Source organism: Clostridium paraputrificum AGR2156, from assembly GCF_000424025.1.
Classification (GTDB): Bacteria; Bacillota; Clostridia; order Clostridiales; family Clostridiaceae; genus Clostridium; species Clostridium paraputrificum.
The window spans coordinates 169,691-185,386 of sequence record NZ_AUJC01000001.1; the positions used below are offsets into that span (position 1 = coordinate 169,691).

At 31.0% G+C, this 15,696-nt stretch carries 15 protein-coding genes; 3 read left to right on the forward strand and 12 right to left on the reverse strand.

Annotated features, from left to right (window positions below):
• Positions 1–132: 132 nt before the first annotated feature.
• Positions 133–1,608 carry a nicotinate phosphoribosyltransferase gene (locus G594_RS0100765; RefSeq protein ID WP_027096804.1) on the forward strand — a complete coding sequence of 492 codons (1,476 nt, stop codon included), beginning with the start codon at positions 133–135 and terminating at the stop codon, positions 1,606–1,608.
• Positions 1,609–1,707: 99 nt separating this feature from the next.
• Here the strand turns inward: G594_RS0100765 and G594_RS18085 are convergent, their stop codons facing one another.
• The 3 genes from G594_RS18085 to G594_RS0100780 form a co-directional block, all read right to left on the reverse strand.
• Positions 1,708–1,935, reverse strand: coding sequence for a hypothetical protein (locus G594_RS18085; RefSeq protein WP_034865793.1), 228 nt, complete (start codon positions 1,933–1,935; stop codon positions 1,708–1,710).
• 99 nt (positions 1,936–2,034) lie between these two features.
• A complete protein-coding gene (locus G594_RS0100775) occupies positions 2,035–3,249 on the reverse strand; it encodes an EAL and HDOD domain-containing protein (protein WP_027096805.1) in 1,215 nt (404 codons plus the stop codon).
• 263 nt (positions 3,250–3,512) lie between these two features.
• A complete protein-coding gene (locus tag G594_RS0100780; RefSeq protein ID WP_027096806.1) occupies positions 3,513–3,836 on the reverse strand; it encodes a hypothetical protein in 324 nt (107 codons plus the stop codon).
• Between the two features lie 449 nt (positions 3,837–4,285).
• Between G594_RS0100780 and perR the strand changes: the two genes are divergently transcribed.
• A complete protein-coding gene (gene perR, locus G594_RS0100785) occupies positions 4,286–4,696 on the forward strand; it encodes a transcriptional regulator PerR (protein ID WP_027096807.1) in 411 nt (136 codons plus the stop codon).
• Between the two features lie 80 nt (positions 4,697–4,776).
• On the forward strand, positions 4,777–5,697 hold the full coding sequence (locus G594_RS0100790; RefSeq protein ID WP_027096808.1) for a hypothetical protein: 921 nt from the start codon (positions 4,777–4,779) through the stop codon (positions 5,695–5,697).
• Positions 5,698–5,840: 143 nt separating this feature from the next.
• Here G594_RS0100790 and G594_RS0100795 read toward each other — a convergent pair whose 3' ends face one another.
• From G594_RS0100795 to tig, 9 genes are all read right to left on the reverse strand, one after another.
• Positions 5,841–6,350 carry a hypothetical protein gene (locus G594_RS0100795; RefSeq protein WP_027096809.1) on the reverse strand — a complete coding sequence of 170 codons (510 nt, stop codon included), beginning with the start codon at positions 6,348–6,350 and terminating at the stop codon, positions 5,841–5,843.
• A gap of 113 nt (positions 6,351–6,463) precedes the next feature.
• A complete protein-coding gene (locus G594_RS0100800) occupies positions 6,464–6,739 on the reverse strand; it encodes a hypothetical protein (protein ID WP_027096810.1) in 276 nt (91 codons plus the stop codon).
• Positions 6,740–6,779: 40 nt separating this feature from the next.
• Entirely contained in the window at positions 6,780–7,250 is a 471-nt protein-coding gene (locus G594_RS0100805) for a hypothetical protein (protein WP_027096811.1), read from the reverse strand.
• Between the two features lie 150 nt (positions 7,251–7,400).
• Positions 7,401–7,994 carry a ribosome biogenesis GTP-binding protein YihA/YsxC gene (gene yihA / locus G594_RS0100810; protein WP_027096812.1) on the reverse strand — a complete coding sequence of 198 codons (594 nt, stop codon included), beginning with the start codon at positions 7,992–7,994 and terminating at the stop codon, positions 7,401–7,403.
• On the reverse strand, positions 7,984–10,311 hold the full coding sequence (gene lon, locus G594_RS0100815) for an endopeptidase La (protein WP_027096813.1): 2,328 nt from the start codon (positions 10,309–10,311) through the stop codon (positions 7,984–7,986). Before lon ends, yihA begins: the two co-directional genes overlap by 11 nt.
• 102 nt (positions 10,312–10,413) lie before the next feature.
• A complete protein-coding gene (gene lonB, locus G594_RS0100820) occupies positions 10,414–12,096 on the reverse strand; it encodes an ATP-dependent protease LonB (RefSeq protein WP_027096814.1) in 1,683 nt (560 codons plus the stop codon).
• Between the two features lie 202 nt (positions 12,097–12,298).
• Complete coding sequence (gene clpX, locus G594_RS0100825; RefSeq protein WP_027096815.1) at positions 12,299–13,594, reverse strand: ATP-dependent Clp protease ATP-binding subunit ClpX; 1,296 nt, start codon at positions 13,592–13,594, stop codon at positions 12,299–12,301.
• Positions 13,595–13,622: 28 nt separating this feature from the next.
• Entirely contained in the window at positions 13,623–14,222 is a 600-nt protein-coding gene (clpP, locus tag G594_RS0100830; protein ID WP_027096816.1) for an ATP-dependent Clp endopeptidase proteolytic subunit ClpP, read from the reverse strand.
• Between the two features lie 149 nt (positions 14,223–14,371).
• Complete coding sequence (tig, locus tag G594_RS0100835; protein WP_027096817.1) at positions 14,372–15,661, reverse strand: trigger factor; 1,290 nt, start codon at positions 15,659–15,661, stop codon at positions 14,372–14,374.
• Positions 15,662–15,696 lie beyond the last annotated feature (35 nt).

Consider the following 15,696-nt stretch of genomic DNA (forward strand, 5'->3'; position numbering starts at 1 on the left):
TTAATCCTCCCATCTACTAAGTATTACCTTGTAAATGCCTAAAAAATCATTTTGAGTCTTCATTATATTGTAATAATTAAAACGAAAGGGTACAATAGGAATAAGGCATTTTTATGAAAAGAGGAGATTAAGATGACAAATACTAATTCATTCGATGTTAAAAATGACAGAAACTTAACAATGCTTGTAGACTTTTATGAATTAACAATGGGTAACGGATATTTCAATAAAGGATTAGAAGATAAAATTGCCTACTTTGACATGTTCTTTAGAAGAGTACCAGACGGTGGTGGATATTGCATCATGGCTGGTGTAGAACAATTAATTGAATATTTAAGTACCCTAAAATTTACTGATGATGATATTGAATACTTAAAAAGTAAGCATACTTTCTCAGAAGAATTTTTAAATTATCTAAAGAATTTCAAGTTCTCTTGTGATGTTTGGGCTGTTCCAGAGGGAAACCCAGTATTCCCAAATGAACCTTTAGTAACAGTTAGGGGACCAGTAATTCAAGCTCAATTTATTGAAACTATGATACTTCTTACAATAAACCATCAAACTCTTATAGCTACAAAAGCAAACAGAATATCAAGAGCTGCAAATGGTAGACCTGTAATGGAATTTGGTTCAAGAAGAGCTCAAGGTTATGATGGAGCTATATACGGAGCAAGAGCTTCTATAATTGGAGGATGTAGCTCAACTGCATGTACCATTTCAGATAAGATGTTTAATATTCCTGCTGTTGGAACTATGGCACATAGCTGGGTTCAACTATATGATAGTGAATATGAAGCATTTAAGAGTTGGGCAGAAATATACCCTGACAACTGTACTTTATTAATAGATACTTATAATGTAATAAAATCAGGTATTCCAAATGCTATAAAGGTATTTGATGAAGTTCTAAAACCAATGGGTAAAAGACCTTCAGGTGTTAGAATTGACTCTGGTGATATAACTTACTTAACTAAAAAGTGTAGAAAGATGCTTGATGCAGCAGGCTACGAAGATTGTAAGATAGTAATTTCTAACTCTCTTGATGAATATATAATTAGGGATGTTCTTGAACAAGGTGCTTGTATAGATTCATTCGGTGTTGGAGAAAGATTAATTACTGCTAAATCCGAACCTGTTTTTGGAGGAGTATATAAATTATCTGCTGTTGAAAAGGATGGAGAAATTATCCCTAAAATAAAAATAAGTGAAAATGATGAAAAAATAACTAATCCAGGCTTTAAAAAGTTAGTTAGAATTTTCGATAAGGATTCACATATGGCTATAGCAGACTTATTAACTATTAATAACGAAGTTATAGATGAGAAGGAAGAGTTAGAGATATTCGATCCAGTTCATACATGGAAGAGAAAAAAAATAACAAACTTCTATACTAAGGATTTACAAGTTCCTATATTTGAAAAAGGAAAGCTTGTGTACACTAGTCCTACAGTAATGGAAATTAAAGATTTTGCTAAAAAGGAAACAGAAAAGCTATGGCCTGAAGTTTTAAGATTTGAAAATCCTCATACCTACTATGTAGATTTATCTTATGACTTATGGACATTGAAACAAAATCTACTTCATAAATACAGTACAATTTATAAATAGTATTTTCGAGAAATTGCTTTGCAATTTCTCTTTTTATTTAAACAAAAAACTTTGCTTTCGCAAAGTTTTAAATGCACTTATCCTTTATTAACTATTCCTTTAATATTGACTTACTTCTCTTTCTATTTTTATTCCCAAAAAATCTCCATTAAATGTTTCCTCAGAATAGTCATATTCTTCCTTAACTATATCCTTATACTTCAATTTAGAATCTGAAACATATTCTCTAAAAGGACAATTCTCTTCTAAAGCTAATGTGTTCATAGGACATTCTGTATTACATTCAATCCTATCTTTACCAGTTGACCAAAACGGACACTTACTCATATTCTCCCCCACCTTCACTGAAAACGAATCCATCATATGCCCACATTATATTATAATTTTCAGTAAAAATAAAGTTATTTTTTACAATTTAGTATTTTTTTATATAATTGCCAACCTATTAGACCACTCTATCGACTCCATATATAAATCAATAAGTATTTTTTTATCTAAATTTAGAATTTCACAATATTCTTCCATTCTATTAATATTCATACTCTCATAAGAAAGAACTAACTCCAATACCTTTCTTAGCTTATTATCTTTTCCTAATAATGCATCTTTTATTTCTTCATCAACAGGTAACTCCTCTATAATTTCAGCCATATCTCTTTGCATATAACTATCTAAATTTGAAAATAACCCCACCATAAATGCTAATGATTGATTTTTTTCTTCTATTTTTGATTGAACCAGCTCACAAAACCTTCCTCTTATTATTGTTCCATTGGTAACTTCTTCACTATTTCCGCCTCTCATTTCACTCATTACAATTAGAGAAAGCCACTTTTTTAATTCTTTTTTCCCTAAAAGCATTATTGCCTGTCTTATAGATGAAATTTTTTGAACAAAAGAAAATGCAGCAGAATTTAAAAATTTCATTAACTTATAACTTATAGAAACATCAGTTTTTACTATAGCTTCAATCTTGTCTATATCAAAATCATCCCTTAACAGTTCACTCATTAAGTTAAAGCAAGCTACATTTCTTACTGGTATATCTTTTTCTTCTATCATTATAGGCTTGCTAAAATAATATCCTTGAAAATAAGAATATCCATCTTCCATAGCTTCTATGTACTCTTCTTCAGTCTCTATCTTCTCTGCTAATAACTTTGCTTTAGGATTATAGTTTTTAAGTACATTCACAAGAAATTTTCTTTGTTTTGGAGATGTAATTTTAAAATCCAACTTATATACATCTATCAAGTTTCCAAAGCTTCTATAGTTTGTGCTAAAGGATACATCATCAAGAGCTAATATATATCCTTTGGACTTTAATTCCTTTAAATAACTTACTACATCCTCTGTAGGAATAACATTTTCTAGAATTTCTACCACTACCTTCTCCTTAGATAAAAGGCTTGCTACATCATTTAATAATACTCCTTGAGAAAAATTGATATAGGCTTTTTTATTATTTGTTAATTCATTCAATCCAATAGTAGCACAATTAGAAATTAACTTTACTGTAGCACTATCTTCATCTATATTTCTCACAAACTTATTTTCTTTAGAATTTCTAAATAATAATTCATATGCTTCCACTTTAAAATTTCTATCATATATAGCTTGTCTCGCTAAATAAATATTCATTCCTAGCACCTCTATTACATCATTAATCACATTATATAACATTTTGTAACATTTTTCCTATATTTATTTACATTTTTTCTATGGTTTTTAACATTTTATGACTTTAGTCCTCTTTTTTAACTTTTATTATCGTTAATGTAGTGAGGTAAAATTCATTTTCACTCTATATAGACTCAACTCTTTACTTTATTAATTATGATAAAAATCTATATTGTACAAGAATTAAAAAAGAGAAACTACACTTGTAATTTCTCCTTTAAATCCTATAATCCTGAATTTTTAACTACTGATATATCTATGATCTCATTTTGGAATGCTTTTAATAAAGCTTTTTCTAAAACCTTTTGTTGATCAAAATTTTCTATATCTTTACATTCAGCAAAAACCTTGTGTTTTTCTCCTCTAACATTTCTATATGTTAGAGTAACATACGGTTTGTCATACTCAACATTTAATATTTTAACTCCCCAAGAGAACTGTGCATAATCATCCTCTACAGTTAACTTACTTAACTCTTGAAGCTTTCCTTTCTCTTCACTTGGATCATTTACAATTATTAATTCGTCTCCAACTTTATATTTTGCCATATTTAAGACCTCCTATAGATTCCAATATCTCCTAACATAACTTAGTGTATCACTGATTACCTGCTATTGCAATAATAAGAATAATAATGAATATATTGTAAACAAGGTCTTTTACAAAAAAGGTTGGGAATATTTATTTTTCTCGTTCCATCGCATACTCCAAGTCACATGAAAACAAATATCTCTCACCCCACTCCTACTAAAGGTAAGAAAATAAAAAAATATAGGAGTATTTATATACCCCTATAAAATGAAATTGAACATGAACTGATGTTAAATATTTAACATATTTGTTTATATTTTAACATACTTCTGAGGGTTAAGCAAACACTTTTTATTTAAATAAACAATAATTATTATTAAATACTCACTAACTTCCACGAATAATCATTGACACTTATTTAATAATTTATTATAATATTGTTAACAAACTGGAAAGGATGACTCTTATGGAAAACATAACTGCTGTTTTTAAAGAAAAAAAATTAAAGCTTACTCCTCAAAGACTTGCAGTATATAAGTATCTTATGAGCACAAAGGAACATCCTTCTGCAGAAGCAATTTATAAGGCTATTCAAACAGAATATCCTACTATGAGTTTAGCTACCGTTTATAAAGCACTAAAAACATTAGCTGAGGTCGGGTTAATACAAGAAATAAATGTTGGTGAAGGTAACTTCAGATATGATGGAACTACTCATCCACATCCACATCTTCAATGTATAAATTGTAGTAAAGTAGAAGATTTAGATTCTCTATGCTTAGATAACTTAAATACTGAAGCTAGTAAGCTTTCAAAGTACAAGATTTTATCAAACCAAATATACTTCTATGGAATATGTCCTGATTGCGACAAGTAAAAGGTCACTTTATATAAAGTGATCTTTTTTTATTTATATTCTTATTAAACTCTTCATATAATGTATATGAGGTGAGTAAATTGAAGGTACTAATTATAAAAAAGAAACAAATTCTAATCTTCTCATTTTTTATAATACTAATAATCTCTACATTAATTTTGTTACGAATCCCTAAAAATGAAACTGATATTAATGTTATAGCCCCCATAGATTATGGAAAAGCCACATCAATTGATCTAAACGGGGACAATATAGAAGATACTATTGAAATAATATCTAATGATGGCTTTGATGATATAAAAATTACTATTGGAAATAAAAACTATTTCCTAAGTAAATTATGTGAAAACAATCAATTAGGAAAAACAAAACCCTATTGGCCAACAAAAGTATTTATAAAAAACCTTTCTAGAAGCTCCACGCCAGAGATAATAGTACAAGCATCACAAGATAAAAGTATATCTTATGTCTTTAAATGGATAGATGGTGACTTTAAAAAGGTCTTTACATCTAACAAAAACATTTTTGGCATACTAGATTCAAATGGAAATAAAACTCCACAATGTTACTCATTAAACTCATCTTCTGGCAACTCATCTTTAGATTCGTTTATGATAATAGATAATGCCACAATAAATATAACTAAAGATAGCATTAAAATTCCGGATCTTGGCAACATCCTGTCTTTAATTGACTTGTTGCAAAAAGATTATGAATTAGATGAAGTGCCAGATATATTCACTGAAAACATCTCAGAAAGCGAACTAGGGTTATTGTGGAACCTTGATAAAGAACATAATCAATACAGCTTTCAAAATGCTTTCTTTTATGACGAATCTATTGATAACGAAGGTAATATAACATCAATGAAATGGACATTATCTTTTGAAAAATATATCCGTGAAAAAGATGATTCATCAAAGACTGAAACTACATTCTATGTAAATACAATAAAGAGCGGAGATAATTCATACAAAATATCCTCAATATACAAAAAATAAAAAGTGAAAAGGCCGCATCAACTGCGGCCTAAAAGGGGGATGGGGGGTTTTAGCTTTATGAAGAATAACTTCATGTAGCTATAGGAGAATACTTTCTCCGGTACATTAATATTATTGACTATATTTATGAGAATTATACAGTTTTATTTTTCATTAAATGCACCATTATTATATAATTCTATTATTTTATCTACAAATTGTACTTTATTAGGGTCAACTATTTTTCTCAAAGATAATAATATCTGTATGTTCTCATCATCAACTTCTTCAGAATATGAGCTTTCATCGAATTTAGATGTATTTTCCGTATTTACTTTATTGTTGTCCATATGATTCCCCATCATATTCATTCCATTCATTGCATTCATCATACTTTCAAAGTTAAAATTATTGTTGTTACTATTCATATTAGAGTTTCCGTTATTATTGTTATTCATCTGTTGATTCATTGAGTTTAAATCAAAGCCTTCCATATTCATCGAATTTAATATGCTTCCTAGTCTATTCATATCAAAGTTTCCACCTAACATCCCAAGAAGTTGTTGTGGATTAATTCCAAATGGAAATCTATTATTTGAGTTTGCACCAAAGCCTTGATTCCTACCCATATTATTACTCTCTCTTGATCTATCTCTATGCCTACGTTTTGACATAATGATCCTCCTAAAATGAGTATTATTTATGATATTATATGTACAAATGCATATTTTGGTTATAATTTATGGCAAATTTTTTGGAGGGCATTTCTGCCCTCCACATAACTTTACTACCAACCAAATCCGTCGAATCCGCAACTACCGCAGCTCCAACCATAAAGTAAAAATAGTAATATTATTAAGATTGAATTAGTGTTTAATAATCCTGCTCCGCAAGCTATTAGCCAGAATATAATAGCTTCTAGAATACCACAGCCCATTCCATTGTTGTTATTGCCTCCACAGCAACAATCATCACAACAACAATCACAGCAATTGCAACAATTGCATGGATCACAACATTCGCAACAGCAGTAATTATCTTTTCTACGCTTCTTCTTTGACATAACTATCGCTCCCTTCTAGATTAGTCAGATAGCTATTTTATTAGCATCCGCAACCGCAACCATCACCTATAAAGTTGCCACAACCACCACAATCACCAGAGCATATAAATAATAGAACTAGTAAGAATAACCACCAAGATCCGCCAAAGAATCCATTATTGTTTCCATTTCCGCATCCGCATCCATTGTTGTAGTTATTTCCTCCGCAGCAGCAGCAACAATCATCTTTCTTTCTCTTCTTTTCGCAGCAGCAGCAACAATTATTTCCACCATAGTTACCACCAAAGCCTCCGCCAAAGCCATTTCCGCCCCAACCGAAGAAGAAGAATAATAAGATTATCCAAATCCACCAACCGCCGAATCCGCCGCCGAATCCACCGCAGTTACCAAATCCGCAGTTACCAAATCCGCCATTTCCGCCACAACCACAATTATTATTGTTAGTTCCACAATTATTGTTGTTTGTGCCATTATTACAGTTTAATCCATTAATAATGTCATTGATTTCCATATCATTTCCTCCTTGGGATTTAATATTTAATTTTTATAGTATATCTTATTCTATAAAAAATTATTTGACACAATTTTCATATAAAATTTCTTATTTACTACAAAAAAATAAATAGAGCAACTTAGAAAAAACTCTAAATTGCTCTATTTACTACTCTTCTGAAGCTAAATCTCCAAATAAATTATCTATTAACTCATCTTTTCCTTTTTTATTTAATGATGAGAAGTAATACAATTTATCTTCCGGACTTAACTTTAAAGTTTCTTTTATTATCTTTTTGCTTTTGCCTAATTCATTATTAGATAACTTATCACTCTTCGTTGCAACCACTATAACATCATATCCATAATGCTTTATCCATTCATGCATCATGATATCATCAGCTGTTGGCTTATGTCTTGAATCCACTAGAAGAACAACCCTCTTAAGCTCTTCTCTACCATTTAAGTAAGTTTCTATTGTCTTCCCCCAGCTCTCCTTTTCTTTCTTTGACACCTTTGCATATCCATACCCAGGTAAATCTACTAAATAAAAGTCATTATTTATAAGAAAGAAATTAATTAGCCTTGTCTTTCCTGGAGTACCACTTACTTTAGCTAACTTTCTTCTATTAGTAAGAGCATTTATAATTGAACTCTTACCTACGTTTGACCTTCCAACAAAAGCTACCTCTACCCTATCATCTTTAGGATACTGGTCTCTTTTTACAGCCGAAATTATAAATTCACTTTGTTTAATTCTCATTGGCTTCATCTCCAACTATAGCATTTTTTAATACCTCTCCAACATCCTCTGCTGTTATAATAGTAAGGTTTTCCTTAACTGAAGAAGGTATCTTTTCTATATCTTTTTCATTTTCTTTTGGAATTATTATTGTATCTATTCCCATTCTATAAGCTGCTAAAGATTTTTCTTTTAAACCACCTATAGCTAAAACCCTTCCTGTTAAAGTAACTTCACCTGTCATAGCTACGTTACACTTAACCTTATTACCTGATAACGCTGATACAAGAGCAGTTACCATAGTAACACCAGCAGAAGGTCCATCCTTAGGAACCGCACCTTCTGGAACATGAATATGTATGTCCTTAGTCTTATAGAAATCTTCTTTTATATTGTACTTAGATGCATTTGCCCTTACATATGTATAGGCTGCCTTTGCTGATTCTTGCATTACATCACCAAGCTGTCCTGTAAGCTGAAGTTTACCACTACCACTCATAACCATAGCTTCTACTGGTAAAGTATCTCCACCATATACAGTCCAAGCCATTCCTGTAACTACACCAATCTTGTCTTCTTTCATCTTTTCATCAAAGCTATATCTCTTAGTTCCAAGTAACTCTTCTACCTTAGCCTTATCTATATTCATGCCCTTTAAATTTTTCTTTAATATAGACGCCATTGACTTTCTAATTAAAGAAGAAATAACTCTTTCAAGGCTTCTTACACCAGATTCCCTTGTATAACCATCTATAACAAACCTAATAGCTTCATCATTTATAGTAATAACTTCATTATTTAATTTGTATTCTTTAAATATTTTTGGAATCAAATGATTTCTTGCTATATTAAACTTTTCTTCATAAGTATATCCTGATACTTCTACAACTTCCATTCTATCTAACAATGGTCGTGGTATTGTATCCAAGCTATTTGCAGTTGTAATAAATAAAACCTTAGATAAATCTATTGGAAGCTCCATGTAATTATCCCTAAATGTTTTGTTTTGTTCGCTATCTAATACCTCCAATAGAGCATCCCCTGGATTCCCCTTATAATCTGAGCTTAACTTATCAATCTCATCTAATAATATTAGAGGGTTCATTGATTTAGCTTCTTTCAATGAATAAACTATTCTACCTGGAATAGCTCCAACATAAGTTCTCCTATGTCCCCTAATTTCAGCTTCATCTCTCATTCCACCTAAGGACATTCTTACATACTTTCTATTTACAGCCTTTGCAATAGACCTTGCAATAGATGTTTTACCAACACCTGGAGGTCCTACTAAGCATAAAATTGGTCCTTTTAAAGTTCCACTCATCTTCTTAACAGAAAGATACTCTAATATTCTTTCTTTTACATCCTCTAATCCATAATGCTCTTCATTTAAAACTTCTTCAGCCCTATTTATATCTAATCGTTCCTTTGTATTCTTACCCCATGGTAAATCAAATACCCAATCTAAATAGCTTTGAATTGTACTTCCTTCAGAAGAAGAGATATTCATTCCTTTTAGCTTTTTTAGCTCATATGAAGCTTTCTCCTTAACTTCCTTAGGAAATCTCATAGTCTCAAGCTTTTGTTCATATTCCTTTATTATTTTAGTCTCTTCATCGTCTTGTCCTAATTCTTGTTGAATAAACTTAAGCTGCTCTCTTAAATAGAATTCTTTTTGAGAATCATCAACACTCTTCTTCATCTTTTTAGCAAGCTTCTTTTGCACTTGAACAACCTTTATCTCATTTTCTATAAATACTATGATAGCTTCTATTCTCTTCTTTATATCTAAAGTTTCAAGTATTTCTTGTTTCTTTTCCTCAGATATTGGTAAATATCCAGAAACCATATCCACATACTCTATTACGTTATCTACAAGTTTTATTTCTTTGGCAAATTCACTAGTGTTTTCGCCTGCTTGTTTTAAAAATCTTGCAAGAGTTTTCTTTAAAGAATTAAAGTAAGCTTCTATCTCCGGACTTTCTTCTAAAGTTTCATTAACCTCACTTATAGAAACCTCAAAGTAGTTTTCGTTATTAAAATATTCCTTTATTTCGCCTCTTACCTTACCTTCTACTAATACTCTCATAGTATCTCCAGGCATCTTTATTATTTGCTTTATCTTACATAAAGTTCCTATCTTACTTATATTCTCAGAAGTAGGTTCTTCTATCTCCGGATCTCTTTGTGATGCTAAAAATATATTTTCATCATTTAACATTGCTTCTTCAATAGCAGCAACTGATTTTTCACGTCCTACATCAAAATGTAATACCATATTAGGAAAAATAGTTAGTCCCCTTAAAGGAATCAAAGGAAGTCTAATATACTCTTTCATGATACTCTCCCTCCATCCATGTTATAATTATTTAGACTTAATTAGTATACACATAATATATATTTTTTTCAATAATTAGACTTTAAAAGGTGTTAGCTATAATTAGCAAACACCTTTCTCTTTGCTTTCACCACTGGCTGAAAGAATATTCAAATCCTCTTCTTCTAAAGATATAGGGAAATTTATAAAGGCCATATTAAATACTTCTTTAATATTTTCAACTGGACATATTTCAATACCACCTACTTCAAGAAGACCTTCACTCCAATTTTCTTTTGGTATAATAACTTTACTTGCTCCAGCTTTCTTTGCCCCTATTATTTTAGCTCTAACTCCACCTATTGGTTTTACTCCACCTAATAATCCTACTTCACCTGTCATAGCTACTTTATTATTTACTTTCATATCTTTTATTGCACTATAAATTGCAGTAGCAATAGCTATACCAGCTGAAGGACCATCAACTAAAGAACCACCCGGAATATTAACGTGTATATCATATTTCTTACAATCAATATCGAATATATTACTTAGTATTGTTAGAACATTTTCTACAGAAGAAATAATCATACTTTTCCTTGTAACCTTTTTATTATTACTAGATATACTCTCCTCTTCAACTACTCCAGATACCTTTAACTTTCCAACACCATCCTTAACCCTCTTAGCAGATGCTTCTATAGTCATAACAGCTCCTATATTAGCGCCATAAACAGCCAAACCATTTACTTTTCCTATAGAAGGGGCCTCAAATACCTTTTCTTCTATTCTCTTTGTATACTGGCAATTTTCTATTACCCATTCCACATCATTGTTAGTTATATAATCTCTATTTTCATTTAAAGCAACCCCTGAACATAACTGTATTAAATTGATAACCTCTCTACCATTACTACAGAATTCTCCTATTAATTCTTCACACTTTTTGTCTAACTTTAACCCTGCTTTTCTTGATGCATCTACTCCAATTTTTATTATCTCATCTGAATCTAATGCTCTAAAGAATATTTCTACGCACCTTGACCTTATTGCAGGAAGAATATCTTCTGGACTTTTAGTTGTTGCGCCAATTAATCTAAAATCTGCAGGCAAACCATTTTCAAAAACCTCCTTAATATATTTAGGCATATTAGGATCTTCCGAACTATAATAGGAACTATCTAAAAAGACCTTCCTGTCCTCAAGAACTTTTAATAACTTATTTAGTTCTATAGGATGAAGTTCACCTATTTCATCTATAAACAGTACTCCTCCATGAGCCTTTGTAACTGCTCCAGGTTTAGGCTGTGGTATTCCAGCTACTCCTAAAGAGCCTGCCCCCTGATATATCGGGTCATGTACAGAACCTATTAATGGGTCCGCAATCCCTCTCTCATCAAACCTAATTGTTGTTGCATCTATTTCAACAAACTTAGATTCTTTCTTAAAAGGAGAGCTACTGTTTTTCTTAGCTTCTTCCAGAACCAATCTAGCAGCTGCTGTCTTACCAACTCCTGGAGGGCCATATATTATTACATGTTGTGGATTAGGGCCACATAAAGCTGCTTTTAACGCTTTTATCCCCTTATCTTGACCAACTACCTCTTGAAAACTACTAGGCCTACTTTTTTCTGTTAAGGGTACTGTCAATGTAATTCCCCTCATTTTGTATAACTTCTCTAATTCCTTAGTACTTTCTTTATCTATAACTACTTTTCTTGCCCTCATACTCTTATTATTAGATATAATAAGATATATCATTAACCCCATTAAAACTATCTGTAATAAAATCAAAATTTCTGCCATTACTCTACCTCCAAGTCATTAATTATATCCGTTTATAATTATTAACTCTTCCTAAGTCTGCTATACATAAATAAGAATTAATTGATAATTTTTATAAATCAAAAAACTTCAGTAACATAAAAATGTCGAAGGTATTCACGAGTTTGTTATAAGTATAATTTCCTAGACAACAAAAAAAAGGCTGTAAAAACAACCTTTTTTATTAAGCAGTTTCTACACCTTTTTTCTTTTTAGGCTTCTTAGCTTTTAATTGAGGTCTAACCTCACCTTCCGGAAGCATTTGAATCTCTGGTCTTTCCTTCTTATTAATTGTAGGCTCAGTAATAACAACCTTGTTTATTCTTTCATCAGAAGGAATTTCAAACATAATCTCTGTCATTACATCTTCAATTATAGATCTTAGTCCTCTTGCTCCTGTCTTTCTTTCTATAGCCTTTTCTGCAATTGCTTCAAGTGCTTTATCTGTAAACTCTAATTCTACATTATCAATTTCAAATAGCTTCATGTATTGTTTTACTAAAGCATTTTTAGGCTTACTTAAAATATTAACAAGTGCTTCTTTATCAAGAGATTGAAGAGTTACTACAAGTGGTAATCTTCCTACAAATTCAGGAATTAAACCAAACTTTAATAAATCTTCTGGTTCTATTGCTTTTAATAGGCTTCCAATATCTTTTTCAGCCTTAGATTGAATATCAGCTCCAAATCCAATAGAACTCTTTCTTGTTCTTTTTTCAATTATCTTATCCAATCCATCAAAAGCTCCACCACAAATAAATAATATATTTCCAGTGTTAATTTGAATGAATTCTTGATGTGGATGTTTACGACCTCCTTGAGGTGGTACAGATGCAACTGTTCCTTCTAATATCTTAAGAAGTGCTTGTTGAACACCTTCTCCCGAAACATCTCTTGTAATAGATGGATTTTCAGATTTCCTTGCTATCTTATCTATTTCATCTATATAAATGATTCCCTTTTCTGCTCTTTCAACATCATAATCTGCATTCTGGATTAATCTTAATAGAATATTTTCTACATCTTCTCCAACATATCCAGCCTCTGTTAATGTTGTGGCATCAGCTATAGCAAATGGAACATTTAAGAATTTTGCTAATGTTTGAGCTAAAAATGTTTTACCTGACCCTGTTGGTCCTAGTAAAAGTATATTACTTTTTTGTAATTCAACATCATCATTGCTCTCATTAGAATTTATTCTTTTATAGTGGTTATAAACAGCAACTGCTAAAGATTTCTTTGCACTTTCTTGACCAATAACGTAAGAATCTAAATATTCTTTAATTTCTTGTGGCTTAGGAAGTGTTTTAGTATCAAACTCTAGAGTATCTTCAAACTCATCTGCTATGATTTCTGAGCATAAATCAATACACTCATCACAAATATATACACCAGGTCCAGCTATTAATCTTTTTACTTGGTCTTGATTCTTACCGCAAAAAGAACACTTCAGCTGTTTCTTGTCATCAAATTTAGCCATACATTCACCTCACTTAGACAATAGGTTGTTATTTATCTTTCCCTAATTCGTTCTTTGTTATTACTTTATCAACAATTCCATATTCTACAGCTTCTTCACCGTCTAAGAAATAATCTCTTTCTACATCAGCTGATAATTTTTCTAATGGTTGATTAGTATTTTCACTTAAGATCTTATTTAATCTCTCTTTAATCTTTAACATTCTATTTGCATGAATGCCAATATCTGTTGCTTGACCTTGGAATCCTCCAAGAGGTTGATGAATCATAACCTCAGCATTTGGTAGAGCATATCTCTTTCCTTTTGCACCACTAGATAGTAAGAAAGCCCCCATTGAAGCTGCCATTCCTACGCATATAGTTGATACATCTGCCTTAATATAATTCATAGTATCATAAATAGCCATACCAGCTGTAACTGATCCACCTGGACTATTTATATATAAGAATATATCCTTATCTGGATCTTCACTTTCTAAGAATAATAATTGAGCTACAATTAGGTTAGCAGATTCATCTGTTACCTCACCGCTTAGCATGATTATCCTATCTTTTAATAATCTTGAGAAAATATCATAAGATCTTTCTCCTCTGCCTGTTTGTTCTACTACCATTGGAACTAATGCCATAATACTACCTCCTAATTAACATACCCAATCTTATATAATTATAATATTAATTAAATTATATTTAAATTATACTTGATTTGTCTTTAATTGTTAATATTAATTTGAAATAATTGCCAGAAATACTTTCTGGCAATTATCTCTTGTATATATTAAGCTGTTTTACAATTATCTTTTAATAATTGAATTGTTTTACCCATAACTATATCATTTTCTAACATAGCTTTTTGTGAATTAATTAATAATTCAACCATTTTTTCTGTTTCTCCAGCTGAGTACATCTTTGCAACTTCAGTAGCTTTTTCCTTTAGTTCTTCTTCTGTTGCTACTATATTTTCAGCCTTAGCAATTGCTTCAAGAACTAGATCAGCTTTAACCTTTCTTTCCGCATTTGCTCTCATATAATCTCTCATCTTTTCAACAGTATTTCCTGTAAATTCCATATATTGATCTAAAGTTAAACCTTGATATTGTAATCTAGATTCTAAATCTTTAATCATATGATCTATTTCTTTTTCTACCATAACTTCTGGTAAATCAATTGTAGCTGTTTCTATAGCAGCATTAATAACTGCATCTTCATATTCTCTTTCAGCTCTATTATCATTGTTTTCTTGAATCTTCTTAGCTACGTCTTCTTTTAATTCAGCTATTGTATCAAATTCAGAAACATCCTTAGCAAATTCATCATCTAAAGTTGGAAGTTCTTTTGCCTTAATTTCTTTAACTGTTACTTCAAAAGTAGCATCCTTATCGTTTAATTCTTCGTTTCCGTATGCTTCTGGGAACTTAACTTTAACTTCTCTAGTTTCTCCAACAGCAGCACCAACTAATTGTTCTTCAAAGTTATCTATGAATGAACCTGAACCAATTTCTAAAGGATAATCCTTTCCTTCTCCACCTTCAAATGCAACTCCATCAATGAATCCTTTGAAATCTATAACAGCTATGTCTCCATTTTCAACTGTACCTTCTGCCTTAACTTCAACTCTAGCGTTCTTTTCTTGCATTGACTTTAATTGAGCTTCAACTTCTTCTTCTTTTACTTCATAAGAATTCTTAGCTACTTCTAATCCCTTGTATTCTCCAAGAATAACTTCTGGATATACAGTTACTTGTGCAATATATACAAGGTCTTTTCCTTCCCCAACTTCTACAACGTTTATTTGTGGGTAATCAACCGGTCTTAGGTTATTTTCTTCTATAGTCTTTGGATAAGTCTCGTCTATAACAAAGTTAATAGCATCATCAAAAAGTACTTCTATTCCATAGTACTTCTTAACCATAGCCATTGGAACCTTACCTTTTCTAAACCCTTGTACATTGAAGTGCATCTTATTCTTATTATATGCTTTCTTTAGTGCTTCGTTAAACTTTTCTGCTTCAACTCTTACTTCTAACTTAACTACGTTGTTTTCTATTTTTTCCATTTTAGCTTCCATCTTTTTTATTATTCCTCCTAAAATAGTTATTTACC

Excerpts from the sequence above, each read along its gene's own strand:
- G594_RS0100765 (WP_027096804.1), top strand. The coding sequence starts at position 133 with ATGACAAATACTAATTCATTCGATGTTAAAAATGACAGAAACTTAACA.
- G594_RS18085 (WP_034865793.1), bottom strand. The coding sequence starts at position 1,935 with ATGAGTAAGTGTCCGTTTTGGTCAACTGGTAAAGATAGGATTGAATGT.
- G594_RS0100775 (WP_027096805.1), bottom strand. The coding sequence starts at position 3,249 with ATGAATATTTATTTAGCGAGACAAGCTATATATGATAGAAATTTTAAA.
- G594_RS0100780 (WP_027096806.1), bottom strand. The coding sequence starts at position 3,836 with ATGGCAAAATATAAAGTTGGAGACGAATTAATAATTGTAAATGATCCA.
- perR (WP_027096807.1), top strand. The coding sequence starts at position 4,286 with ATGGAAAACATAACTGCTGTTTTTAAAGAAAAAAAATTAAAGCTTACT.
- G594_RS0100795 (WP_027096809.1), bottom strand. The coding sequence starts at position 6,350 with ATGTCAAAACGTAGGCATAGAGATAGATCAAGAGAGAGTAATAATATG.
- G594_RS0100800 (WP_027096810.1), bottom strand. The coding sequence starts at position 6,739 with ATGTCAAAGAAGAAGCGTAGAAAAGATAATTACTGCTGTTGCGAATGT.
- G594_RS0100805 (WP_027096811.1), bottom strand. The coding sequence starts at position 7,250 with ATGGAAATCAATGACATTATTAATGGATTAAACTGTAATAATGGCACA.
- yihA (WP_027096812.1), bottom strand. The coding sequence starts at position 7,994 with ATGAGAATTAAACAAAGTGAATTTATAATTTCGGCTGTAAAAAGAGAC.
- lon (WP_027096813.1), bottom strand. The coding sequence starts at position 10,311 with ATGAAAGAGTATATTAGACTTCCTTTGATTCCTTTAAGGGGACTAACT.
- lonB (WP_027096814.1), bottom strand. The coding sequence starts at position 12,096 with ATGGCAGAAATTTTGATTTTATTACAGATAGTTTTAATGGGGTTAATG.
- clpX (WP_027096815.1), bottom strand. The coding sequence starts at position 13,594 with ATGGCTAAATTTGATGACAAGAAACAGCTGAAGTGTTCTTTTTGCGGT.
- clpP (WP_027096816.1), bottom strand. The coding sequence starts at position 14,222 with ATGGCATTAGTTCCAATGGTAGTAGAACAAACAGGCAGAGGAGAAAGA.
- tig (WP_027096817.1), bottom strand. The coding sequence starts at position 15,661 with ATGGAAGCTAAAATGGAAAAAATAGAAAACAACGTAGTTAAGTTAGAA.